A 24,111-nucleotide genomic window follows, 5' to 3' on the forward strand; every position below is an offset into this window, starting at 1 on the left:
TTTCGACAACCGCCCGGCGGCGCCGGGCTTCTCGATTGCTTGCGATTGCTTGCGATTGCTTCGCGGTTACTTGACCAGGCGTCGCCGGCCACCGGCCGCACCCCTCACGCCCTTCATGCTTTCGGCGCGGACGTGTCTGCGACCAGCGCATCCACCATCCGTTCCATGCGCATGAAGCGCGACCCCTTCACCAGCACCGCGCCCGCGCGCGCCACGATGCCGTCCTCGTCCTGTGCCAGCGCGCCGGCCAGCGCCTCGGCGCTGTCGAAATGGCGCGCCTGGCCGCTGCCCCGCGCGCCGAACGCGCGCACCGCGTCGGCCATGGCGGTGCCGGTGCCCCACAGGGCCTCGATGCCGCGCGCGGCGGCGTAGGCGCCGATCTCCGCGTGGAAGGCCGGGCCCTGGTCGCCCACTTCGCCCATGTCGCCCAGCACCAGCAGGCGCGGCGCGGCAAACCCGGCCAGCACGTCGATGGCGGCGCGCACCGAGTCCGGGTTGGCGTTGTAGGTGTCGTCGATCACCAGCGTGCCGGCGGCGGTGTGCCTGGCCTGCAGGCGTCCCTTGACCGCGGCGAATCCCGCCAGCCCGGCGCGGATCGCCTCGTGGCCGACGCCGGCCGCCAGCGCGCAGGCGGTGGCCGCCAGCGCGTTGCGCACGTTGTGGGTGCCCAGCACCGACAGGCGGATTTCGAAGGCGCCGCCGGGCGCCGTGACCTGCATCACCTGCACGCCGTCGTCGAGATGCACGTCGGCACGCACGTCGGCGCCGGCGGCCAGGCCGAACGACAGCACGCGGCGCTGGCCGGCGGCCTCGCGCCAGATGCCGGCATGCGCGCCGCCGCCCTCGGCGTCGAGCGGGAACACCGCCACGCCGTCGGCGGGCAGCGCCGCGATGGCCGCCGCATGCTCGTGCGCCACCGCCTCCACGCTCACCATGAATTCCTGGTGCTCGCGCTGGGCGTTGGTCACCACCGACACGGTGGGCTGGGCGATGCCGGCCAGGTAGACGGTCTCGCCCGGGTGGTTCATGCCCAGCTCGAACACCGCCAGCCGGTGCGCGGCGCACAGGCGCAGCACCGTCAGCGGCAGGCCGATGTCGTTGTTGAGATTGCCGCCGGTGGCCAGGCGGGCGCCCTCCCCTACCGCCGCGGCGAAGATCGCGGCGATCATTTCCTTGACCGTGGTCTTGCCGTTGCTGCCGGTCACCGCCACCGCGGGCAGGCTGAAGCGGCGGCGCCAGCCGGCGGCCAGTTGCCCCAGCGCCAGGCGCGTGTCGGGCACCACGATGGCGGGCAGGCCGAGCGCGGTGTCGGGCTCGCGCTCCACCAGCACCGCGGCGGCGCCGCGCGCGGCCACGTCGGCGAGGAAATCGTGGGCGTCGAAGCGCTCGCCCTTGAGCGCGACGAACAGGTCGCCCGGCTGGACCGCGCGGCTGTCGGTGAGCACGCGCGAAAAGCCCGGCGCGGCCGCATCGGCGGCGCCGGCGGCAGCGGGCAGGGAAAGGCGCGCGCCGGCGATCCAGCCGGCGGCTTGCTGCAGATTGGTCATCATGTTCTGGTTCATGCCGCCACCCCGCGCGTGCCCAGCGTCAGCCGGACGTGTTCGCGATCGGAGAACGGCCGCTTGCGGCCATGCACTTCCTGGGTGGCTTCGTGGCCCTTGCCGGCCACCAGCACCACGTCCGCCGCGGCGGCGTGCTTGATGGCGTAGAGGATGGCGGCGGCGCGGTCTTCGATCAGGTGGGCGCGGCCGCGCTCGTCCATGCCGTCGGCGATGGCGTCCAGGATGTCGAGCGGGTCTTCGCTGCGCGGGTTGTCGCTGGTCAGCACGACTTCGTCGGCCAGGCGCTCGGCCACTGCACCCATCAGCGGGCGCTTGATCGGGTCGCGGTCGCCGCCGCAGCCGAACACGCACCACAGGCGGCCGTTGCGGGCCTGCGCCACCGGGCGCAGCGCGGCCAGGGTCTTGTCCAGCGCGTCGGGCGTGTGGGCGTAGTCGACCACCGCCAGCGGGCCGTCCTGGCCGCCGCCGAACAGTTCCATGCGGCCCTCGACCGGCTTGAGCGCGCGCAGCGCGTCGACGGCGGCGTCCCAGGCAATGCCGTTGGCCAGCGCCGCGCCCAGCACGGCGAGCAGGTTGCTGACGTTGAAGCCGCCGATCATCGGCGTGGCCACGTCGGCGCTGCCGAAACTGCCGTCCACGTGGAAGGCGGTGCCGGCGGCGGTGGCGCGCAGGCCGCTGGCGCGCAGCCACTGGCCACCCTTGCGGGTGGCGGCGGCCGCGCCGTCGACGCCGTATTCGATGACCTGCGCGGCGGCCAGCTTGCCCGCCAGCAGACGGGCGCCCATGCCGTCGTCGCGGTTGATCACCGCGGCGCGCAGGCCGGGCCATTGGAACAGCAGCGCCTTGGCCGCCTCGTACTCGGCCATGGTGCCGTGGTAGTCGAGGTGGTCCTGGGTCAGATTGGTCAGCACCGCCACGTCGAAGTGCGTGCCCGCCACGCGGCCTTGCTCGAGGCCGTGCGAGGACACTTCCATGGCGACCGCGCGGGCGCCGGCGTCGTGCAGCGCGGCCAGGCTGTCCTGCAGCTGCACCGCATCCGGCGTGGTGAAGCCGGTGGCGGCGAGCGCGCCGGGAAAGCCGGTGCCGAGCGTGCCGATGGTGGCGCAGGGCTTGCCCGCGGCCTGCAGCAGCCGCGCCAGCCATTGCGCGCAGGACGTCTTGCCGTTGGTGCCGGTGATGCCGGTCACCGCCAGGCCGCGCGCGTCGTTGCCGTACCACCCGGCCGCGATCGGGCCCGCCAGCTGGTGCAGGCCGGACACGGCCAGGTGCGGCACCGCCTCGCCATGCGGCCAGGCGAAACCGTCGGCTTCATGAATGATGGCGCTGACGCCGCGGGCGATGGCCTGGGCGATATGCGGGCGCGCATCGGTCGACAGGCGCCGGTTGCCCAGCACGTAGGCGAAGAACACGTCGCCCTGGGTCAGGCGGCGCGTGTCGCCGGTGAGGCGGGCGCCGGCGGGCGCGCGCCGGCGCAGCCAGGCCAGCGCGTCGGCGGCCTGGGCAGCGACTTCGAGGGGCAGCAGTTGGCGGCTCATTGGGTGGCGCTCCACGGCTCGCTTTCCTGCACCTTGTCGCTGACCACCAGCTGGCGGATCGGCGAATCGGGCTGCACGTTGAGCGCGCGCAGCGTGCCGCCGGTGATGGCGGCGAAGGCCGGGCCCGCGGCGGCGCCGCCATAGTGGCTGCCGGCGGTGGGCTCGTCCACGCTCACCGCCACGATGATGCGCGGGTTGGACATCGGCGCCAGGCCGATGAACGAGGCGCGGTACTTGCTGCGGTCGTAGCCGCGGCCGACGTGCTTGTAGGCGGTGCCGGTCTTGCCGCCGACGCGGTAGCCCATCACTTGGGCCTCGGGCGCGGTGCCGCCGGGCGCCGTGACGGTTTCCAGCATGCCGCGCACCTGGCGCGCCACCTCGGGCGACAGCACGCGCTCGCCGGTGACCGGGCCGTTGTTGCGGAACATGGTGACCGGGATCAGTTCGCCGTCATGGGCGAAGATGGTGTAGGCGTGGGCGATCTGGAACAGCGACACGGACAGGCCGTAGCCGTACGACATGGTGGCCTGCTCGATCGGGCGCCAGCTCTTGAACGGGCGCACGCGGCCGGCGACCGCGCCGGGGAAGCCGAGCTTGGGCGCCTGGCCCAGGCCCACGCTGGTAAACATGTCCCACATCTCCTGCGGCTTGAGCAGCATCGAGATCTTGGTGGTGCCGATGTTGCTCGACTTCTGGATGATGCCGGCCACCGTCAGCGCCCCGTAGTTGTGGGTATCGCTGATGGTGGCGCCTTCGTAGTTGAACTTGCCGGTGGTGGCGAACACCGTCGACGGCGTGACCCGCTTGAGCTGCAGCGCCAGCCCGATGGTGATCGGCTTCATCATCGAGCCGGGCTCGAAGGTGTCGGTCAGCACCCGGTTGCGCAACTGCTCGCCGGACAGGCGGGTGCGGTCGTTGGGGTTGTAGGTCGGCCAGTTGGCCAGCGCCAGCACCTCGCCGGTCTGGGCGTCCAGCACCACCGCGCTGGCGGCCTTGGCCTTGCTGCGCTCGACGATGGCCTTGACCTCGTTGAAGGCCAGGTACTGGATCTTGGCGTCGATGGAAAGCTGCTGGTCCTCGCCGTCGCGCGGGGTCTTGAGGATGCCCACGTCTTCCACCACGCGGCCCAGGCGGTCCTTGATCACCTGGCGCGCGCCCGACTTGCCGGCCAGCACCGGCTCGCGCGCAAGCTCCATGCCTTCCTGGCCGCGGTCTTCCACGTTGGTGAAGCCGACGATGTGCGCCATCGCCTCGCCTTCCGGGTAGAAGCGCTTGTATTCGCGGGTCTGGTGGATACCCTCGATCTTGAGCGCGGCGATCTTGTCCGCCGTGTCGGGCAGCACCTGGCGCTTCAGGTAGACGAAGCTCTTGTCTTCCGTAAACTTGCGGCGCAGTTCCTTGTCGCTCATGTCGAGCAGCTTGCCCAGCTCGCGGATCTTGTCCGCGTCGATCTGGTCGGGCACGTCCTCGGGGACCGCCCAGATGGCCTTGACCGGCAGGCTGGTGGCCAGCACCAGGCCGTTGCGGTCGAGGATCTTGCCGCGCGTGGCCGGCAGGTCGAGCGTGCGCTGGAAGCGCTTCTTGCCCTCGGCCTCGTAGAACTGGTTGCCGGGGCCCTGGATCCACAGCGCGCGCCCGGCCAGCGCCACGAAGGCGGCGAACATCATGAACACCACCAGCTTGGAGCGCCACATCGGCAGGCGCAGGCCCAGCACCGGGCTGGCGGCGAACTGGCCGGTGCGCGGGCGCGAGGGGCTGCCGCGCTGCTGGCCGCGCTGCGAGGGATGGGCGATGGTCATGGCTTGCTCCCCTCGGGCGCCGGAGCGGCCGCCGCCGCAGCGGAAGCCGCCGCGGCCGGCGGGGTGTCGAGCACCACGCCGGCCAGGTATTGGGTACGGCCGGGAATGACCGGCGTCATCTTGAGCTGGGCGCGGGCCGCGTCGGCGATGCGCGCGCTCTTGCCGAGCGCGCTCTGCTGGTACTGCAGGCGCGACCAGTCGATGTCGAGCTGCTTTTCTTCCGCCTGGGCACGCTCGAAGGCGACGAACAGCGTGCGCGCCTGGTGCTGCGCGCTCACCAGGGAGAGCGCGCAGAAGATCAGCGCGGCAAGCAGGAAGAAAGTCAGGCGGTTCATGCGCGGCCAGCCTGTGCGGGCGTGCTCGCCGGCAGTTTCTCGGCCACCCGCATCACGGCCGAGCGCGCGCGCGGGTTGGCGGCCACCTCGTCGGCGCCCGGCTTGACGCGGCCGAGCAGCTTGAGCGTGGGCTGCGGCAGCTGGTCGGCGCGCAGCGGCGCGCGGCGCAGGGCCGGGTCGGCATCCTGCTGCGGGCGGGCGTGCGCCTGCATGAACCGCTTGACGATGCGGTCCTCGAGCGAATGAAAGCTGATCACCACCAGCCGTCCCCCGGTCTGCAGCAACCCGTACGCCGCGCTCAGCCCTCTTTCGAGGTCCGCAAGCTCTTGATTGACGTGAATCCGTAGAGCCTGAAAGGTGCGGGTCGCAGGGTCCTGGCCCTTCTCGCGAGTCTTGACGGCTTTCGCCACGAGTGCGGCAAGCTCGGCCGTAGTGGCAAGTGGTCCGCCATGGCCGGGTTCGCTCCTGCGAGCAACAACCGCCTTTGCAATCTGTACAGCAAACCGTTCTTCCCCATAGTCCCGTATCACCCTCGCGATGTCTTGTTCATCCGCCTGCGCCAGCCACTCGGCGGCGGTGACGCCGCGCGTGGTGTCCATGCGCATGTCCAGCGGGCCCTCGAAGCGGAAGGAGAACCCCCGCTGCGCATCGTCGATCTGGGGCGAACTGATGCCCAGGTCGAGCAGTATCCCGGCCACCTTGCCGCGCCCCGCCAGCCGCTCGGCCATGTCGGCGAAGCTGGTGTGCTCAATGGAGAAGCGGGCATCCTCGATGGTGCCCGCCTCTGCGATTGCTGCCGGATCCTTGTCGAAGGCCACCAGTGCCCCGGCCGGCCCCAGCCGGGCCAGTATTGCCCGGCTGTGCCCCCCTCTGCCGAAGGTGCCGTCCACATAGACGCCATCGGGCCGCCAGACCAGGGCTTCGACAGCCTCGTCCAGCAGCACGGTGCGATGGCGCAGGGCGGTGGTCCCCGGCGTTTGGGTTGAGCTCATGACCTCGTCAGAAAGAGAAGTTCTTCAACGCATCCGGCATGCCCTGCGCCATCGCCTGCTGTTCCTTGGCGGCGTAGGTTGCGGCATCCCAGACTTCGAAATGGCTGCCCATACCGAGCAGCATGACTTCCTTGTCGAGCAGCGCGGCGCTGCGCAGCTCAGGCGCGATCAGCACGCGGCCGGCGCCGTCCATGTCGACGTCCGCCGCGTTGCCGAGGAAGATGCGCTTCCACCAGTGCGCGTCCATCGGCAAAGCGGCGATGCGGGCGCGGAAGTTTTCCCATTCGGGCCGCGGAAACAGCAGCAGGCAGCCATCCGGGTGCTTTGTCAGCGTTACCCGGCCCTCGGCCTGCTGTTGCAGCGCTTCACGGTGCCGCGCCGGAACCGACATCCGGCCCTTGGCATCCAGTGACAGCGCCGATGCGCCCTGAAACAAGCTCGCTCCCGATCCGCGCCGGCCGATCTACGGTCGGTTGGCGCGGTGAACCCTGTAAAGCCGACGTTGAGGGATGATCCCATAGCCAGCCCGCTTTTTCACACAAAAATACACTTCCTCACACTATTTCCCACTTTAGAGGAAGCGATTTGGCGGGTCAAGGCTCGCCGCAAGGCAACAAACCGGGTTTTTTTAATCAGAACAATGACTTAGCGCGCACTCCTCACGCACCGAAAAAGTGAATCCCTAATGAAATGAAGATCTTATGGAGGAAAGCAGAGAAACCACCTGAGAACAACCGGGGAAGGAACTGCCTGCCGCACGAAAATCCGCCTCGCGGGACCGATGGAAGGATACAACGTTTTGTTGTCTACCCCGCCCGCGCGGGGACCTGTGCCAGCCGGCCGCCGGACCGTCAGATCCGGTACGCGGCCGTGGTCATGACGCGCGACGCGGCCCGCATCATCGCGCGCACCGGCGCGGGCAGCGCTATGCCGCCGGCCTCGCGGGCGGTGGCGCCGTGGCGCACCTCGTCGTCGCGCATCTGCTCGAGGATCGCGCGCGAGCGCTGGTCCGCGGCGGGGAGCTGCCCGAGATGGCCGTCGAGATGCTGCTCGACCTGGCTCTCGGTCTCGGACACGAAGCCGAGGCTGACGCGGTCGCCGGCGCGGCCGGCCACCCAGCCGATGGCGAAGGCGCCGGCGTACCACAGCGGGTTGAGCAGGCTGGTGCGCGAACCGAGCTCGCGCAGGCGCTCGGCGCACCAGCCGAGATGGTCTTCTTCCTCGCGCGCGGCCTGGTCCATCTGCGCGCGCACCTGCGGCGTATGCGCGGTGAGCTTCTGCGCCTGGTAGAGGGCCTGCGCGCAGACCTCGCCGACATGGTTGATGCGCATCAGCCCGGCCACGTGGCGGCGCTCTTGCTCATCCAGCCCGCCGTCGTCCGGCGCCAGCCGCGCCGCCGGATTGGCCCGTTCAGCCCGCGTCACGCCTGCGATCGCGCGCAGGGCCACATCGAATTCGCGAATCAAGGTATCCATGGATGCATGCACTCGTGATTGCCCGCGGCCGTGTTTTCCGGCGCCGCCGGCACGGGACCGGACCCGCGCGGGTCCGCCCTCGGGATTTCCCGCATTGTACCGTGCCCGCCCTGGCGGCCGCCCCGCGGCGGCGCCAGCGGGCGCCTCGCCTGCGGCGCTCCCGATACTCCAAAACCCTGAGTTGTGAAAAGCTGACAAGGGCAGCACCCCCGATTGTGAAACAGGGGCGGTTTGTTACAGTAGTTGGCAACTTCTGACGAAGTTGGGTAAGCGGGAGATGGAGACTCAGGAGGTTTCCCCGCCGACCACCAATAATTCTTACATGGAGATCAACGAGCATGAAAAAATCGCTTCTCGCGCTGGCAGCGCTTGGCCTTTTTGCCGGTGCCGCACAAGCTCAGTCGAGCGTGACGCTGTATGGCGTCGTCGACATGAACGTCGAATACGTCAGCCATCTCGGCCCCACCGGCGACAACGCATACCGCCTGACGTCCGGCGGCCTGTCCGGCTCGCGCTGGGGTCTGCGCGGCGTCGAAGACCTGGGCAGCGGCCTGAAGGGGTTGTTCGTGCTTGAAAACGGTTTTGGCCTCGACGACGGCAAGTCGCAGCAGGGCAGCCGCCTGTTCGGCCGCCAGGCTTACGTGGGCCTGGAGAGCGCCCAGGTCGGCCGCTTCACCTTCGGCCGCCAGTACACCACGCTGTTCGACCTGCTCGCCAACTTCTCGCCCAGCGGCTACGCGACCCAGTACGAGCCGGTGGTGGCCCAGCTCGGCCTGAACTTCCGCTCGGACAACACCGCCAAGTACACCGGCGTGTTCGGCCCGGTGACCGCGATCGCGCACTGGTCGTTCGGCAACGGCGTGTCCGGCGCCGGCGAAGCCCCCGGCCAGTTCCGCCGCGACACCGGCTACGGTGCCGGCGTGTCGTATTTCGCCGGCCCGGTCGGCGCCACCATCGCCTACGACCAGTACAACCCGAGCGTGATGGCCGGCACCGCCTTCGCGGGCACCGGCACGGTCAAGAAAGCCGCCGTCGCCGCCAGCTATGCCTGGGGCCCGGCCAAGGTCATGGGCGGCTATCGCTGGGGCCAGAGCAAGGCACAGAACGAGACCCTGGTGCTGCGCGACGACTACTACTGGATCGGCGCCAACTACCAGGTCACCGCGGCACTGGGCCTGACGCTGCAGTACAACTATGACGACGTGAAGAACCAGAACGGCGTCAATGTGCCGAATCCGTGGGAAGTGTCCTTCATCGCCGACTACAACCTGTCCAAGCGCACCGACCTCTACCTGACCGCTGCGTTCTCGAAGAACGCCGGCCTGAACCTCGACACCTCGGCCATCGCCTTCGCCAACGGCTACCCCCTCGGCCCGGGCAAGACGACCATGCTCGGCGTGGGCCTGGGTATTCGCCACAAGTTCTGAGCGCATCCGCGCGGCTTTGCAAAGGCACCTCCGGGTGCCTTTTTCAATGGCGGGCCCGGCAGCCTAGGGCATCACCTCATCGGCACCTCCGGCGGCGGACTCTAGAATGCAGCAACCCTCGCGGCGCGCGACCGTGCCGCCGCGACCAGACCAACCAGGAGACACCATGCACCGCCACCGCCGCCGCGCCACCCTCATGCTGCTCGCCAGCGCCTGCCTCGGCCTGCTTGCCGGCGCCGCGCCGGCGCTAGCCGCCGATCCCTACCCGGCCAAGCCGATCCGGCTGGTGGTGCCGTTCCCGGCCGGCGGCACCACGGACATCCTGGCGCGCGCGGTGGCGGCGGAGCTGTCCAAGCTGCAAGGCTGGAACGTGGTGGTGGACAACCGGCCCGGCGCCGGCGGCAATATCGGCGCCGACATGGTCGCCAAGTCGGCGCCCGACGGCTATACGCTGCTGATGGGCACGGTGGGCACGCACGGCATCAACCAGTCGCTGTACGGCAAGCTGCCGTTCGACCCGATCAAGGATTTCGCCCCGATCACCGAGGTGGCGTCGGTGCCGAACGTGCTGGTGGTCAACCCCGCCTTCGCGCAGCAGAACCACATCAACAGCGTCCCCGACCTGATCGCCTACGCGCGCGCCAATCCCGGCAAGCTCAACATGGCGTCGAGCGGCAACGGCACCTCGATCCACCTCGCCGGGGAGCTGTTCAAGACCCAGACCCATACCTTCATGGTGCACTTCCCGTACAAGGGCAGCGGCCCGGCGCTGACCGACCTGGCCGGGGGCACCATGCAGCTCATGTTCGACAACCTGCCGTCCTCGATGGCGCTGATCAAGGCCGGCAAGCTCAAGGCGCTGGCGGTGACCAGCGCCAAGCCCTCGCCGGCGCTGCCGGGCGTGCCCACGGTGGCCGAGGCGGGCAAGCTGCCGGGCTTCGAGGCCAGTTCCTGGTTCGGGCTGCTGGCGCCGGCCGGCACGCCGCACGAGATCGTCGCGCGCATCCAGCAGGAAGTCACGCGCTCGCTGGCCACGCCGGCGGTGCGCGAGAAGCTGCTGGCCCAGGGCGCCGATCCGGTCGGCAATACGCCGGAACAGTTCGCCGCGTTCATCCGCGCCGAGCACATCAAGTGGGCCAAGGTCGTCAAGGACTCGGGCGCCAAGGTGGACTGAGCGCCCCGGCAGCACTGCCGATCCCCGCGCCGCCCGGCGCGGGAGGGCATATACTTGAGGCATCAAACAACTTGCCTGCCGCGATGCCCATCACGACTGCCGCCGAGACCACCGCCGACACTGCCGCCGGGGCTGCCGCCAAGGCCGGTGCCGGCGAACCGCCGGTCGATCTCGAAACCCGCGCCGACGATGCCAGCCACGACGGCCTGCGCCTGTGGCTGCGCCTGCTGACCTGCACCAACCTGGTGGAAGCCGACATCCGCTCGCGGCTGCGGCAGGACTTCGCCTGCACGCTGCCGCGCTTCGACCTGATGGCGCAGCTCGACCGCCACCCGGAGGGCCTCAAGATGGGCGAGCTGTCGCGCCGCATGATGGTCACCGGCGGCAATGTCACCGGCATCACCGACCAGCTCCAGGAGGAAGGCCTGGTATCGCGCGAGGCCCTGCCGAGCGACCGCCGCGCCTACCTGATCCGCCTCACGCCGGCCGGGCGCGCGGCTTTCTCGAAGATGGCGCGCGCGCACGAGGGCTGGATCGAGCAATTGTTCGGCGGCCTGCCGCAAACCGACCGCCGCACCCTGTTCCGCCTGCTGGGCCGGCTCAAGAGCGGGCTGGCCGGCGCATGAGCGCGCCCCGCTCCGCGCGCATTGCCGGCCCGCGCCTGCCGCGGCTGGCCGCCTGCCTGGCGCCGCTGCTGCTGGCGGCCGCCTGCCAGAGCGGGCCGCCGCAGCCCAAGGTCACGCCGCTCGACTACACCATCAAGCTCGGCCGCATCAGCGAAAAGACCGTGGCGGGCACCATGGACGCCCCCGGCACCGGCGCCTTCGGCTCGGCCGTGGGCGTTGGCGCGGCCGGCGGCAACGGCTGGGGCGGCGGCGGCATGAGCATGGGCTTCGCCGTCGACCTGAACCAGTTGCTCAACCCGCAGCCGCGGCCGCAGATCGAGCTCTACCAGTACAAGGTGACGGCGCTGGACGGCACCGTCGCCACCGTGACCGGCCCGGCGGCGCCCGGTCTCGATCCCGGGGCCTGCGTGCGCATGATCTATCCCGACGGTTCGCCGGGCCCGCGCATCGTCCCCTCTGCCGAGTGCTGAGGCGGCCCGGGACGATCCGGCCCGGGCGCAAATGAAATGGCCTCCCCTGGCGGGAGGCCATTTCACATCGGCAGCGCGCTTATTCCACCGTTATGCCCACCGTTATGCCACCGCTACGCCGCCTTGCGGCTGTCCCGCAGCTCGCGCCGCAGGATCTTGCCCACGTTGGTCTTGGGCAGCTCGCCGCGGAATTCCACGTACTTGGGCCGCTTGTAGCCGGTCAGCCGTTCCTTGCAGAAGGCGATCAGCTCGGCCTCGGTCAGCGCGGGATCTCTCTTCACCACGAACAGCTTGACCACCTCGCCCGAGTGCTCGTCGGGCACGCCCACCGCGGCCACTTCCAGCACGCCCGGGCATTCGGCAACCACGCCTTCGATCTCGTTCGGGTACACGTTGAAGCCGGACACCAGGATCATGTCCTTCTTGCGGTCGACGATCTTGGTATAGCCGCGCTCGTCCATCACGCCGATGTCGCCGGTCTTGAAGAAGCCGTCCGGCGTCATGACCTTGGCGGTCTCGTCCGGGCGGTTCCAGTAGCCGGCCATCACCTGCGGGCCGCGGATGCAGATCTCGCCGGGCTGGCCGAGCGGCACGTCGCGGCCGTCGTCGTCGCGGATGGCGATGTCGGTCGACGGCAGCGGCAGGCCGATGGTGCCGGAGAAGGCATCGGTGTCGGTGGGGTTGCAGGTGGCCGAGGGCGAGGTCTCGGACAGGCCGTAGCCCTCGATGATCGGGCAGCCGGTCTTGTCCAGCCATTTCCTGGCGACCGCTTCCTGCACCGCCATGCCGCCGCCGTTGGCCACGCGCAGGCCGGAGAAATCGACCTTGCCGATTTCGGGATTGTTGATCAGCGCGTTGTAGAGCGTGTTGACCGCCGGGAACATGTTGAACTTGTACTTCTGCAGTTCCCGGATGAAGCCCGGGATGTCGCGCGGGTTGGGGATCAGCACGCTCAGGCCGCCGCCGCGCATGCCCAGCAGGCAGCAGACCGTGAGCGCGAAGATGTGATACAGCGGCAGCGCCGTGATGGTGATGAGCTGTTCCACCGGCGCGCCCTTGGCCAGCGCCGGCTGCATCCATGCCTCGGACTGCAGCACGTTGGCGACGATGTTCCGGTGCAGCAGCACGGCGCCCTTCGACACGCCGGTGGTGCCGCCGGTGTACTGCAGGAAGGCGATGTCGTCCGGGCCGGTGCTGGCGGGCTGCAGCTGCAGCCGGCTGCCTTCCTGGAGCACGGTATTGAAGCGCACGCAGTTGGGCAGTTCCCAGGCCGGCACCATCTTCTTGACGTTGCGCACCACGAAATTGACGATGGCGCCCTTCAGGCCGCCCAGCAGGTCGCCCATGCTGGCCACCACCACGTGCTTGACCGGCGTGGCCGGCAGCACCTGCTGCAGCGTGGTGGCGAAGTTTTCCAGGATGACGATGGCCTCGGCGCCGCTGTCCTTGAGCTGGTGCTCGAGCTCGCGCGGGGTGTAGAGCGGGTTGACGTTGACCACCACATAGCCGGCGCGCAGCACCGCGGCCAGCACCACCGGGTACTGCAGCACGTTCGGCATCATGATGGCCACGCGCGCGCCGGGCTTCAGGCCGCGCGTCTGCAGCCACGCCGCGAATTGCCGCGACAGCCGGTCGAGCTCGCCGTAGGTGATGGCCTTGTCCATGCAGACGAAGGCACGGCGGTCGGCGTAGGTGCGGAAGGATTCCTCAAGCAGGGCGGCCAGCGAGCGGTACTGGCTGCCGTCGATCTCGGCGGGGACGCCCGCCGGGTAGTGCTTAAGCCATTGTCTTTCCATGCACCGTCTCCTGATTTTCTGAATGGTCGTTCGATTTTCGACAGATGCTAAACGCGCCACCCTGTTAAGACAACACGTTAGACGAAGTCCTCTGGACGAAGACCGCGGTTAGACGTGAAGTCTAGCGCACAGTTCGGGCGACCCACGGGAATTCCCTGATCAGGCTTCCACCGGCAGCACCATCTTCATCATATTGGTGGCCAGTTCCTCGGCCAGCGCGCGCGGCGGCAGGCGCCCGGGCTCGTGCCAGGTGTACATGAAGCCGACCACGCTGCCGATCGCGTGCGCGGTCACGCGCGCGTCGCCGTAGTGGAATACGCCGTCCCGCTTGCCTTCTTCGAGCAGCGTGTAGAGATCGCGGTAGAACGCGCGCGCCATGCTGCCCAGCCATGCCACGGTTTCGGGGCGCAGGTACTGGTTGTCGCGGAAGCTCAGCGTGGCCGGCACATAGCAGTCGATGCAGCGGCGCGCCATTTCCAGCAGGCACGCATGCAGGCGCTCGCGCACGGGCAGCGCCGGGTCCGCGGTCTCGCGGATGACCGGCAGGCAGGTCTGCGCCGATTCGCGGCACAGGATGTCGAAGATCTCGTACTTGTCCGTGAAGTAATAGTAGACCGCGGGCTTGGTCACGCCCAGCGCCCGGCACAGGTCGTTCATGGTCATGCCGGGATAGCCCTTGGTGTAGAACAGCTGGGCCGCGGTATCGAGAATCTGGCGGCGGCGCGCTTCCTGGCGCTCGGCGATGTGCGAACGCGCCGGCGCGGCGTCCGGAACGGCTTCCGGAGCAGGATCCGGCGCGGTGCCGGCGGGAACGGTTTTCTGTGCGGTCGACATGATGCGATTCTCGCATGCGGCAAGGGTGGCACGGACGGGGAGGCCGGCGCCGGGCGCGCTTGACGCCGCATGGCAATGCCCATAGCATCATACCAACGGGTACATAAATATACCAAAGAGTAAATTTCGCCAGTCCGAACCGGCCTGGCGGCCCAACCAGGAGACACCGCCGATGGACGAAACCACGTACCTGGCCGACCTGCACGCGCGCTGGCAGCGCGCCTGGCCCGCGCACCTGCCGCGTGCGCCGCAGTACCCACTGGGACGCCAGCCGCTCACCGCGATGCTGCGGCACTGGGCGCGCACGCGGCCCGCGCGGCCGGCGGTGATCTTCTACGGCCACGAAACCAGCTACGCCGAGCTCGACGCGCAAAGCGACCGCTGCGCGGCACTGCTGGCTTCGCACGGCATCGGCGCGGGCGACCGCGTGGCCGTGCTGCTGCCGAACTGCCCGCAGTTCCACGTGGTGTTCTTCGGCATCCTCAAGCTCGGCGCCATCTACGTGCCGGTCAGCCCGCTCTCGCAGCATGCCGAGCTGCGGCATGCGCTCATGGACAGCACGCCGCGCGCGCTGATCGCGCTCGACCAGCTGGTGCCGCTGGTGCGCGACACGCGCGACGCGCTGGGCGCGGACGATCCGCTCGCGCTGCTGTTCGTGACCAGCTTCGCCGAAGCGCTGCCGGCCGAACCCACGCTGCCGCTGCCGCCGATGGTGCAGGCCCCGCCCTGGCCGTGCGAGCCGGAAGACCGCGCCATCGCCCTGCTGCCCGCCATGGCGGCCTGCACGCACCCGGCGCCCGCCGCGCCGGTGTCGCTCGACATGCCCGCCGCGCTCAACTACACCGGCGGCACCACCGGCCTGCCCAAGGGCTGCATCCACACGCAGGGCGACATGGTGGACATGGCGGCGGCCTTCGGCGCGGTCTCGCTGGAAATCGCCGACGACACCGTGATGCTCGGTTTCTTCCCGGCGTTCTGGATCGCCGGCGAGAACCTGTGCCTGATCTTCCCCGCTTTCTTCGGCATCCCGCTGGTGCTGCTGGCGCGCTGGGATCCGGAAACCTTCATGGCCGCGGTGCAGCGCTACCGCGTCACCAACGCCTCGATGCTGGTCGACAATGCGGTGGAGGTGATGGAACATCCGCGCGCGGCGCAATACCAGTTGCGCTCGCTGCGCCACGTGGGCGTGTCGTCCTTCGTCAAGAAGCTCAACCTGCCCTACCGCCGCGCATGGCAGGCGCTGACCGGCTCCGTCATCGCCGAGACCGCCTGGGGCATGACCGAGACGCAGACCTGCAACACCTTTACCTGCGGCATGCAGGACGGCGACCTCGACCTGCGCGCGCAGCCCGTCTTCGTCGGCCTGCCGGTGCCGGGCACCGAATTCAAGATCTGCGATTTCGCCAGTGGCGCGCTGCTGCCGCCGGGCGCCGAAGGCGAACTGTGCGTGCGCACGCCGACCCTGCTCAAGGGCTACTGGAACCAACCCGAGGCCACGCACGAAGCGCTGCGCGGCGGCTGGTTCCACACCGGCGACATCGGCCTGATCGACGAACACGGCTACCTGCATTACCTGGGCCGGCGCAAGGAGATGCTCAAGGTCAACGGCATGAGCGTGTTCCCGGCGGAGATCGAGGCGCTGCTCGGCCAGCATCCGGCCATCCTCGGCGCGGCCGTGGTGGGCCGCGCCGACGAGGACCGCGGCCAGTTGCCGGTAGCTTTCGTCATGCTGCGGCCGGAGGCCGCCGGCACCGTCGACGCCGCCGCGCTGGTGCAGTGGTGCCGCGCCAACCTGGCGGTCTACAAGGTGCCGCTGGTGCGCATCGTCGAGTCCCTGCCGCTCACCGCCACCGGCAAGGTGCGCAAGCAGGACCTGGCGCCGCTGCTCGACGCGCCTGACTGACGCCGCGCGGCGCCTGGCCACCCTTCCCGCTCCGACTACCTTTCCCTCACCATGACGTTCCGCAAGCTACTGATCGCCAACCGCGGCGAGATCGCCATCCGCATCGCGCGCGCGGCGGCAAGCGCCGGCCTGGAGAGCGTCGCCCTCTTCAGCGAGGACGACCGCGACGCCCTCCACGTGCGCAAGGCCGACGGCGCCGTGGCGCTGCCCGGCACCGGCCCGCGCGCCTATCTCGACATCGGCGCGGTGGTGGCCGCGGCGCGCCGCAGCGGCTGCGACGTGGTGCACCCGGGCTACGGGCTGCTGTCCGAGAACGCGGACTTCGCCCAGGCCTGCCTGGACGCCGGCCTGGCCTTCGCGGGCCCGGCGCCGGACGTGCTGCGCCTGTTCGGCGACAAGGCCCGCGCCCGCGCGCTGGCGCGCGAATGCGGCGTGCCGGTGGTGCCCGGCACCAGTGACCCCACCACGCCGGAGGCGGCGCGCGCGTTCTTCGCCACGTTGCAGGCACGGGACAGCGGCGCCGGCATGATGATCAAGGCGCTGGCCGGCGGCGGCGGCCGCGGCATGCGCGCGGTGCACGCGGCCGCGGACATCGACGAAGCCTACGCGCGCTGCGTCTCCGAAGCCACCGCCGCGTTCGGCGACGGCGCGGTCTATGTGGAGCGCATCGTGCCCGCGCCGCGCCATATCGAGATCCAGATCGTGGCCGACGGCGCCGGTGCCGTGGTCGCCCTGGGCGAGCGCGAGTGCAGCCTGCAGCGGCGCCACCAGAAGCTGCTCGAGGTGGCGCCCAGCCCCGCGCTCGACGACGCCACGCGCGCCAAGCTGGCGCAGGCCGCGGTCACGCTGGCGCGCGCCAGCGCCTACCGCGGCATCGGCACCTTCGAATTCCTGCTCGGTGCGCACGGCGAGTTCTGGTTCATGGAGGCCAACCCGCGCCTGCAGGTGGAACACACCGTCACCGAGATGGTGACCGGCGTGGACCTGGTGCGGGCCCAGCTCGCCATCGCCGCCGGGCAAAGCCTGGCCCGGCTCGGCCTGGCCGAGGCGCCGGCGCCGCGCGGCATCGCGGTGCAGCTGCGCATCAACGCCGAGCACCTCGATGCGCACGGCCAGCTGCGGCCGGCCAGCGGCCGCATCGCGGCCTACGAGCCGCCCAGCGGCCCGGGCGTGCGCGTGGACGGCGCCGGCCACGCCGGCATGGCCGTCAACCCGCGCTTCGACTCCCTGCTGGCCAAGCTGATCGTGCACGAGCCCGGCGGCAGCTACGAGCGCGTGCTGGCGCAGGCCTACCGCGCGCTGTGCGAATTCCGCATCGAGGGCATCGACACCAACCGCCGCCTGCTGCAGGACCTGCTGCTGCGCGACGAGGTGCGGCGCAACGCCGTCCATACCCAGTACCTGGACGCCGTGCTGCCGGCGTTGGCGGCACAGGCCGGTGGCGACGCGCACCCGGCGCTGCACGCGCTCGGCGGCGACGGCGCACCCGCCATGCCCGCCACCGCCCGGGACGACGACCTGCCCGGCGACGCCCAGCGCGTCGGCGCGCCGATGGACGGCGCGCTCGCCGCGGTCCAGGTCAAGCCCGGCGACATGGTGCGGCGCGGCCAGACGCTGGCCATCATCGAGGCGATGAAGATGGAGCACCCGCTCGAGGCCCCGGTGGCGGGCGAGGTGCTGCGCGTGCTGGCGGCGCCCGGCGACGTGCTGCGCGCCGGCGCGCCGGTGATCGTGCTGGCCGCCGCCGCCGGCGCCGGCCACGCGCACCAAGCGGGCCCGGCGGCGGACCCGGCCCATGTCCGCGCCGACCTGCGCGCGGCGCTGGAGCGCCAGGCGCTGACGCTGGACGCCGCCCGCCCCGAGGCCGTGGCCCGGCGCCATGCCCGCGGCGGGCGCACCGCGCGCGAGAACATCGCGCAACTGTGCGACGACGGCTCCTTCATCGAATACGGCGCGCTGGCCATCTCCGCCCAGCGGCAGCGCCGCAGCGTGGCGGACCTGGAGCGCGCCACCCCGGCCGACGGCATCGTCACCGGCATCGGCACCGTCAACGCCGCGCGCTTCCCGGGCGGCGACGCGCGCTGCATGGTGCTGGCCTACGACTACACCGTGCTGGCCGGCACGCAGGGCTTCTACGGCCACAAGAAGCTGGACCGCATGCTGGCGCTGGCGCGCCGGTGGCGCCTGCCCGTGGTGCTGTTCGCCGAAGGCGGCGGCGGGCGCCCCGGCGACACCGACATGCCGGTGGTGGCCGGGCTGGACTGCGCCTCCTTCATCCAGTTCGCGCGGCTGTCCGGCCAGGTGCCGCTGGTGGGCATCGTGTCCGGCCGCTGCTTCGCCGGCAATGCCGCGCTGCTGGGCTGCGCCGACGTCATCATCGCCACCCGCGACGCCACCATCGGCATGGGCGGCCCGGCCATGATCGAGGGCGGCGGGCTGGGCGTGTTCGCGCCGGAGGAAGTCGGCCCGGCCAGCGTGCAGGCGCCCAACGGGGTGATCGACGTGCTGGTCGACGACGAGCCGGCCGCGGTGGCGGCGGCGCAGCGCTACCTGTCCTATTTCCAGGGCGACCTGCCGGAATGGGAGGCCGACGACGTACGGATGCTGCGCCACGCGATTCCCGAGAACCGGCTGCGCAGCTACGATATGCGCCAGGTGCTGGCCACGCTGGCCGACCGCGGCTCGGTGCTGGAGTTGCGCGCCGCCTTCGGTGGCGGCATGATCACCGCGCTGATCCGCATCGAAGGGCGAGCTTTCGGCTGCATCGCCAACAACCCGCGCCACCTGGGCGGCGCCATCGACGCGGCGGCGGCCGACAAGGCCGCGCGCTTCATGCAGTTGTGCGATGCGCATGGCCTGCCGGTCGTCTCGCTGTGCGACACGCCCGGCTTCATGGTGGGGCCGGAGGCGGAAAAGACCGCCACCGTGCGCCATGTGTCGCGCCTGTTCGTCACCGCCGGCGCGCTGCGCGTGCCGTTTTTCACGGTGGTGCTGCGCAAGGGCTACGGGCTGGGCGCGCAGGCCATGGCGGGCGGCAGCTTCGCCGCGCCGTTCTTCACCGTGGCGTGGCCCAGCGGCGAGTTCGGCGCGATGGGGATCGAGGGATCGATCCGGCTGGGCTTTCGCAAGGAGCTGGAGGCGGTGGCCGATCCGGCCGAGCGCGAAGCGTTGTTCGCGCGTATGGTGGATGCTGCGTACCAGCGCGGGCGCGCGCTCAACATGGCGAGCCACCTGGAGATCGACGCGGTGATCGATCCGGCCGACACGCGCCAGTGGCTGCTGCGCGGGCTGGCCTCGGCGCCGGCCGGGCGCGCGGCGGAGGCGGCCCCGGCGCGCCGCTTCATCGACACCTGGTAGGCTGGCGCGGGACGGGCGGAACGGGTGGAATCAACGGGGAAACCGACGCAAGGGGGTGGCGATGCTTCAAGAGTGGATGCGCCCGGCCGGCATGGCCGGCCGGCTGGCGGCAAGTGTGGCGGCGGCGGTATTCGCGCTGGCCGGGATGCTGCCGCTGCCGGCCAGCGCCCAGGCCGCGCCGCAGGATGGCCGGCCCGGGCCGGCCGCCGGCGCGGGCCCGATCAAGGTCGCGTTCATCGACCAGCTCTCCGGGCCGCTGGCCAACGTCGGCGAGATCTTCCTGGCCAACCTGAAGTTCGCGCTCGACGACGCCAACGCCCAGGGCGGCGTGCTGGGGCGCAAGTACGAGCTGCTCAGCTATGACAACAGGCTCTCGCCGCAGGCCAGCCTGAGCGCGCTGCAGAGCGCCATCGACGCCGGCGTGCGCATCGTGTTTACCGGCGCGTCCGGCTCGCCGGTAGTGACCGCGCTGGTCGAGGCCGTCAACCGCCACAACGAGCGCAACCCGGGCCAGCGCATGCTGGTCATCAACTACGCCTCGCTCGACCCCGACCTGACCGGCATGCGCTGCAGCTTCTGGCTGTTCTCCACCGAGGCGAACGCCGCCATGAAGATGCGCGCGCTGGCCAACTTCGCGCGCGGCGACCAGCGCATGCACAAGGTCTTCCTGCTGAACCAGGACTACACGCAGGGCCGCGTGTGGGCGGCGCTGGGCCGGCAGATGATCGCCACCGCGCGGCCCGACGTGGAGTTCGTCGGCGAAGCGCTGCATCCGCTGGCCAGGGTCAAGGACTTCGCACCCTATGTCGGCATGATCAAGGCCAGCGGCGCCGATACCGTGGTCACCGGCAACTGGGGGCAGGACCTGAGCCTGCTGGTCAAGGCGGCCGGCGACGCCGGCTACGCGCTGGACTACCTGAACAACAGCGGCGGCGGCGCGCCGGGCACGGTGGCGGCCGTGGCGCAGGCCGGCAATGCGCGCCTGACCTGGGTCGCCGAGTACATGCCCAACGGCGGCGACGCGGCGCTCGACGCGCTCGCCGCGCGCGTGCGGCAGACCCCGGCCGGCGAGTATTTCGCGCCGCGCGTGCTGATCGCCGTGCAGATGCTCGGCGAGGCCATGCGCCGCGCGCAGTCCGACGAGGCCGCCGGCATCGCGCTGGCGCTCGAGGGCATGCAGTACCGCTCGGCCGTGGGCGAGGTGCTGATGCGCAAGGGCGACCACCAGTTGCTGCTGCCGCAGGTGGTGTCGACCATCGCGCCGGTGGACGGCAAGACCGTGAAGGTGGGCGTGGAAGGCACGCAATACGGTTTCCGCTTCGACAGCATGACGCCGGGACAGGACCTGAGCCTGCCGTCGATGTGCCGGATGAAGCGGCCCGCGGGCGCCTGACGCGCCAAGCCCGCCGCTTGATCCGCTTGATCCCCTTGATCCGCTTAGTCCGCTTAGTCCGCTTAACCCGCCGGACCGCCGGACCGCCGGCTCAGGGCTTGGCCGCGCCCGGCGCGCCGGGCGCCGTGGGAGTGTCCGGCGCCCCGCTGGCGCGCGCCGCACCCGGCGCGGCGCCGCCCGCCGCGCTGCCGCCGGCCTGGATCAGCTCGCCACTGGTGGCCGGCGGCGCCAGTTCGCGCAGGCGCGCGTCGCGTTCGGCGCGCGGCAGTTCGCCGATGCGCCGGGCGGCCGCATAGAAGGCGGTCCAGTCGCCGCCGTTCTGCGCCAGCAGCGCCGTGAAGGCCGGCACCCATTGCTGGTAGGTCGCCACCGCGGCCAGTTGCGCGTTGGTCAGCGGCTTGTCGAACCAGCGGTCATAGCCGCTGTAGCCGCCCCACTCCGTCTTGAGCCGCGCGTACTGCGCGCGCAGCCCGGCGAAGATCTCCGCCTTGCCGGCGCGCTTGGCCTCGTCCGGCAGCGCCGAGCGGTACAGCGCGTCGAGGCGGTCGCGCGTCTCGAGCAGCATGGCGCGGAACTGCTGGCGGCGCAGGTCGTACTGGCGGTAGCTGGCGCGCGCGTCGGGCGACGCCGCCAGCGCCAGCCAGCGCTCCACGCCGGCGGTCTCCACCGCGGTGGCAAAGGACTCGTTGAAGGTGGTGTCGTTGCGCACGTACACCACCTGATGCGCCAGCTCATGGAAGATCAGCCGGGCCAGTTCGCCCTCGGGCTGGTAGACGAAGGTGTTGAGCAGCGGATCGTCGAAGTAGCCCAGCGTGGAATAGGCCGGGATGCCGGCCACGTAGGGCTCCAGCCCTTCCTTGCGCAGGCCCTCGGCGTAGCGGTCGGCATCGGCCTGGTCGTAGTAGCCGCGGTAGCTGATGCAGCCCACCACCAGGAAGCACCACTTGTGCAGCTCCATCGACAGCTCGGGCGTGGCGAACACGCTCCACACCACGTAGGGCCGGTGCAGGTTGGCGTAGCGCCGGTAGCTGCCGTTGTCGGGCAGCTTGAGCTCCTTCGAGGCGAAGTCGCGGATGGTGCCGGCCAGCGCCAGGCGTTGCGCCAGCCGCGTGTCCTTGGCCTGCTGCGCGGCGGCGATGGCGTCCGGCAGCGGGCGCGATTCCGCCATCAGGCCGAGGTGGCCGCCGATCGACTGCGCGTAGTAGCCCACCGTATCGCAGCCGGCCAGCACGGCGGCCAGCCCCAGCAAGGCCAGGGTCAGCAGCACGCGGCCCGGCCGGCGGCTCATGGCGCGACCGGCTCCGGCGTGGCTTCGGCCGGCGCCGGCGCGGCTTCCACCTGCACCAGGCAGTCGTAGAACACCGGGGCGCGGCCCAGGTCGGTCAGGCGCTGGCTGGTCAGTTCGTTGGCGTTCTTGCCGTCCGGGGCCAGCTTCTTCCACCAGATCGACAGCCCCACCACCAGGCCGCGCCGGGCGCGGTCGGTCACGCGGGCGCGCGCCAGCAGGCTGCCGCGGTCGTTGAAGGCGCGCACCATGCCGCCGTTGGCAATGCCGCGCGCGGCGGCGTCCTCCGGGTGGATGTCGAGGTGCGGCTCGCCTTCGGTGGCGCGCAGGCTGTCGACATTGACGAAGGAGCTGTTGAGGAAGTTGCGCGCCGGCGGCGAGATCATCGCTAGCGGATAGCGCGCGGCGAGCTCCGGCGCGGTGGCCGGCGTCTCGTACGGCGCCACGTAGCCGGGCAGCGGATCGAGGCCGTCGCGGCGCATGGCTTCGGAGTAGAACTCGCACTTGCCGGAAGCCGTGGCAAAACCGCCCTCGGCCAGCGGCGCGGCCGGCAGGTTGAGCTTCTGCCAGCCCTTTTCCTTGAGCGACTCCCAGCTGATGCCGGCCGCGCGCGGGTCGGACGCCACGATGGCCTGGGCGGCGATGTCCTCGTCGCTGTCGGCGAAGCACGGCTCGGTGAAGCCCATGCGCCGCGCCAGCCGGCGGAAGATCTCGGTATTGGGCAGCGCCTCGCCGAGCGGGGCGATGGCCTGGTTGTTGGCCAGGAAATAGGTGTGGCCGTAGGCCTTGTGCACGTCGACGTGCTCGAGCTGGGTGGTGGCGGGCAGCAGGATGTCGGCGTAGTCGGCGGTGTCGGTGCGGAAGTGATCCAGCACCACGGTAAACAGGTCCTCGCGGGCAAAGCCGGCGGCGACCTTGCTCGAGTCGGGCGCGACCGCCACCGGGTTGCTGTTGTAGACCACCAGCGCCTCGATCTTCGGGCCGGCGGCGCCGTTGCCGTCGTCGAGCAGCGCGTCGCCGATGGTGCTCATGTTGACCGTGCGCGGCAGCGCCGGCAGGCCGGGCAGCAGGTCCGGGCGCTGCAGGCGCTGCGTGTCGACCGGGAAAAAGCCGGAGGTGGACAACTGCAGGCCGCCCGCGGCATGGCGCCAGGCGCCCACCAGCGACGGCAGGCAGGCCACCGCGCGCACCGCCTGGCCGCCGCCATGGGCGCGCTGCATGCCGTAGTTGAGGCGGATCGCCACCGGCTGGCGCTCGCGCACGGCCAGGTTGCCGTACAGGCCGGCCAGCCATTCGATGTCCGCCGCGTCGACGCCGCACAACTCGGCCGCGCGCGCCGGGGTGAAGGCCTGCGCGCGCTCGCGCAACGCCTCGAAGCCCAGCGTGTGGCTGGCGATGTACTCGTGGTCGAGCAGGTCGTCGCGCATCAGCACATGCATGATGGCCAGCGCCAGCGCGCCGTCGGTGCCGGGCATGGGCGCGATGTGGCGGTGGCACTTCTCGGCGGTCAGCGAGCGGTACGGATCGATGGCCACCAGCGTGGCGCCGCGCCGCTTGGCTTCCTGCACGCGCGTCCAGAAATGCAGGTTGGAGGCGATCGGGTTACCGCCCCAGATGATGATGAGCCTGGCGTCGGGCACGTGCTCGATGTCCATGCCGAGGCTGGCGCCGTACGTATAGCGCAGCGCGGTGGCGCCGGCGCTGGCGCAGATGGTGCGGTCCAGCAGCGAGGCGCCCAGCTTGTGGAAGAAGCGCGCCGCCATGCTTTCGCCCTGCACCAGCCCCATGGTGCCGGCATAGCTGTAGGGCAGGATCGCCTGCGCGTCGCGCGCGGCGACGGCCGACAGGCGCGCGGCCACGGTGTCGAGCGCCTCGTCCCAGGAAATCGGCTCGAACTTGCCCGCGCCCTTGGCGCCCACGCGCTTCATCGGCGTGAGCAGGCGGTCGCGGTGGTAAGTGCGGTCCGGGTAGCGCGAGACCTTGGTGCACAGCACGCCCTGGGTGCCCGGATGGTCGGGGTCGCCCGCCACCTTGACGGCGCGCCCGTCCTCGACGGTAACGAGCAAGGCGCAGGTGTCGGGACAATCGTGCGGACAGGCGGCACGGACGATGCGGGAAGCCATGGGATCTCCTGGCATGACGAGTGGG

At 70.7% G+C, this 24,111-nt stretch carries 18 protein-coding genes; 7 read left to right on the plus strand and 11 right to left on the minus strand.

The genetic code is table 11. The annotated features are described in order from the left end of the window. Positions 1 to 113 precede the first annotated feature (113 nt). The 7 genes from ACKI2N_RS17005 to coq7 form a co-directional block, all read right to left on the minus strand. Positions 114 to 1,562 (minus strand): UDP-N-acetylmuramoyl-tripeptide--D-alanyl-D-alanine ligase, encoded by a 1,449-nt coding sequence (locus ACKI2N_RS17005; RefSeq protein WP_420996493.1) that lies wholly within the window; start codon positions 1,560 to 1,562, stop codon positions 114 to 116. After that, on the minus strand, positions 1,559 to 3,097 hold the full coding sequence (locus ACKI2N_RS17010; RefSeq protein ID WP_420996494.1) for a UDP-N-acetylmuramoyl-L-alanyl-D-glutamate--2,6-diaminopimelate ligase: 1,539 nt from the start codon (positions 3,095 to 3,097) through the stop codon (positions 1,559 to 1,561). The genes ACKI2N_RS17005 and ACKI2N_RS17010 overlap by 4 nt, the downstream gene beginning before the upstream one ends. Further along, positions 3,094 to 4,896 carry a peptidoglycan D,D-transpeptidase FtsI family protein gene (locus tag ACKI2N_RS17015; protein WP_420996495.1) on the minus strand — a complete coding sequence of 601 codons (1,803 nt, stop codon included), beginning with the start codon at positions 4,894 to 4,896 and terminating at the stop codon, positions 3,094 to 3,096. Before ACKI2N_RS17015 ends, ACKI2N_RS17010 begins: the two co-directional genes overlap by 4 nt. Next, a complete protein-coding gene (ftsL, locus tag ACKI2N_RS17020) occupies positions 4,893 to 5,231 on the minus strand; it encodes a cell division protein FtsL (RefSeq protein ID WP_420996496.1) in 339 nt (112 codons plus the stop codon). The genes ACKI2N_RS17015 and ftsL overlap by 4 nt, the downstream gene beginning before the upstream one ends. Continuing rightward, positions 5,228 to 6,223, minus strand: coding sequence for a 16S rRNA (cytosine(1402)-N(4))-methyltransferase RsmH (rsmH, locus tag ACKI2N_RS17025; protein WP_420996497.1), 996 nt, complete (start codon positions 6,221 to 6,223; stop codon positions 5,228 to 5,230). The genes ftsL and rsmH overlap by 4 nt, the downstream gene beginning before the upstream one ends. Positions 6,224 to 6,230: 7 nt before the next feature. Then, complete coding sequence (gene mraZ, locus ACKI2N_RS17030; protein WP_420996498.1) at positions 6,231 to 6,659, minus strand: division/cell wall cluster transcriptional repressor MraZ; 429 nt, start codon at positions 6,657 to 6,659, stop codon at positions 6,231 to 6,233. A 415-nt stretch (positions 6,660 to 7,074) separates the two neighbouring features. Next, positions 7,075 to 7,698 carry a 2-polyprenyl-3-methyl-6-methoxy-1,4-benzoquinone monooxygenase gene (coq7, locus tag ACKI2N_RS17035; protein WP_420996499.1) on the minus strand — a complete coding sequence of 208 codons (624 nt, stop codon included), beginning with the start codon at positions 7,696 to 7,698 and terminating at the stop codon, positions 7,075 to 7,077. Positions 7,699 to 8,036: 338 nt separating this feature from the next. On the opposite strand from coq7, the gene ACKI2N_RS17040 reads away from it, so the two are divergent. The 4 genes from ACKI2N_RS17040 (at position 8,037) to ACKI2N_RS17055 (ending at position 11,395) form a co-directional block, all read left to right on the plus strand. After that, positions 8,037 to 9,125 (plus strand): porin, encoded by a 1,089-nt coding sequence (locus ACKI2N_RS17040; RefSeq protein WP_420996500.1) that lies wholly within the window; start codon positions 8,037 to 8,039, stop codon positions 9,123 to 9,125. A 166-nt stretch (positions 9,126 to 9,291) separates the two neighbouring features. Further along, positions 9,292 to 10,299 (plus strand): tripartite tricarboxylate transporter substrate binding protein, encoded by a 1,008-nt coding sequence (locus ACKI2N_RS17045; RefSeq protein WP_420996501.1) that lies wholly within the window; start codon positions 9,292 to 9,294, stop codon positions 10,297 to 10,299. An 83-nt stretch (positions 10,300 to 10,382) separates the two neighbouring features. Beyond that, entirely contained in the window at positions 10,383 to 10,925 is a 543-nt protein-coding gene (locus tag ACKI2N_RS17050) for a MarR family winged helix-turn-helix transcriptional regulator (RefSeq protein ID WP_420996502.1), read from the plus strand. Continuing rightward, positions 10,922 to 11,395 (plus strand): hypothetical protein, encoded by a 474-nt coding sequence (locus ACKI2N_RS17055; protein WP_420996503.1) that lies wholly within the window; start codon positions 10,922 to 10,924, stop codon positions 11,393 to 11,395. Before ACKI2N_RS17050 ends, ACKI2N_RS17055 begins: the two co-directional genes overlap by 4 nt. A gap of 113 nt (positions 11,396 to 11,508) precedes the next feature. Here the strand turns inward: ACKI2N_RS17055 and ACKI2N_RS17060 are convergent, their stop codons facing one another. Then, on the minus strand, positions 11,509 to 13,191 hold the full coding sequence (locus ACKI2N_RS17060; RefSeq protein ID WP_420996504.1) for a long-chain fatty acid--CoA ligase: 1,683 nt from the start codon (positions 13,189 to 13,191) through the stop codon (positions 11,509 to 11,511). 159 nt (positions 13,192 to 13,350) lie between these two features. After that, positions 13,351 to 14,025: a TetR/AcrR family transcriptional regulator gene (locus ACKI2N_RS17065; RefSeq protein WP_420996505.1), complete on the minus strand. Its 675-nt coding sequence runs from the start codon at positions 14,023 to 14,025 to the stop codon at positions 13,351 to 13,353. A gap of 172 nt (positions 14,026 to 14,197) precedes the next feature. Here ACKI2N_RS17065 and ACKI2N_RS17070 point away from each other — a divergent pair, with 172 nt between their 5' ends. From ACKI2N_RS17070 to ACKI2N_RS17080, 3 genes are all read left to right on the plus strand, one after another. Further along, positions 14,198 to 15,928 carry an AMP-binding protein gene (locus ACKI2N_RS17070; RefSeq protein ID WP_420996506.1) on the plus strand — a complete coding sequence of 577 codons (1,731 nt, stop codon included), beginning with the start codon at positions 14,198 to 14,200 and terminating at the stop codon, positions 15,926 to 15,928. Between the two features lie 51 nt (positions 15,929 to 15,979). Then, entirely contained in the window at positions 15,980 to 19,285 is a 3,306-nt protein-coding gene (locus ACKI2N_RS17075; RefSeq protein WP_420996507.1) for a carboxyl transferase domain-containing protein, read from the plus strand. 145 nt (positions 19,286 to 19,430) lie between these two features. Further along, complete coding sequence (locus tag ACKI2N_RS17080; protein WP_420996519.1) at positions 19,431 to 20,678, plus strand: branched-chain amino acid ABC transporter substrate-binding protein; 1,248 nt, start codon at positions 19,431 to 19,433, stop codon at positions 20,676 to 20,678. Positions 20,679 to 20,769: 91 nt separating this feature from the next. Here ACKI2N_RS17080 and ACKI2N_RS17085 read toward each other — a convergent pair whose 3' ends face one another. Then, on the minus strand, positions 20,770 to 21,966 hold the full coding sequence (locus ACKI2N_RS17085; RefSeq protein WP_420996508.1) for an aminopeptidase: 1,197 nt from the start codon (positions 21,964 to 21,966) through the stop codon (positions 20,770 to 20,772). Beyond that, positions 21,963 to 24,086 (minus strand): molybdopterin-containing oxidoreductase family protein, encoded by a 2,124-nt coding sequence (locus tag ACKI2N_RS17090; protein WP_420996509.1) that lies wholly within the window; start codon positions 24,084 to 24,086, stop codon positions 21,963 to 21,965. Before ACKI2N_RS17090 ends, ACKI2N_RS17085 begins: the two co-directional genes overlap by 4 nt. Positions 24,087 to 24,111 lie beyond the last annotated feature (25 nt).

Source organism: Cupriavidus sp. 30B13 (assembly GCF_049059565.2).
In the GTDB taxonomy this organism is placed as follows: Bacteria; Pseudomonadota; Gammaproteobacteria; order Burkholderiales; family Burkholderiaceae; genus Cupriavidus.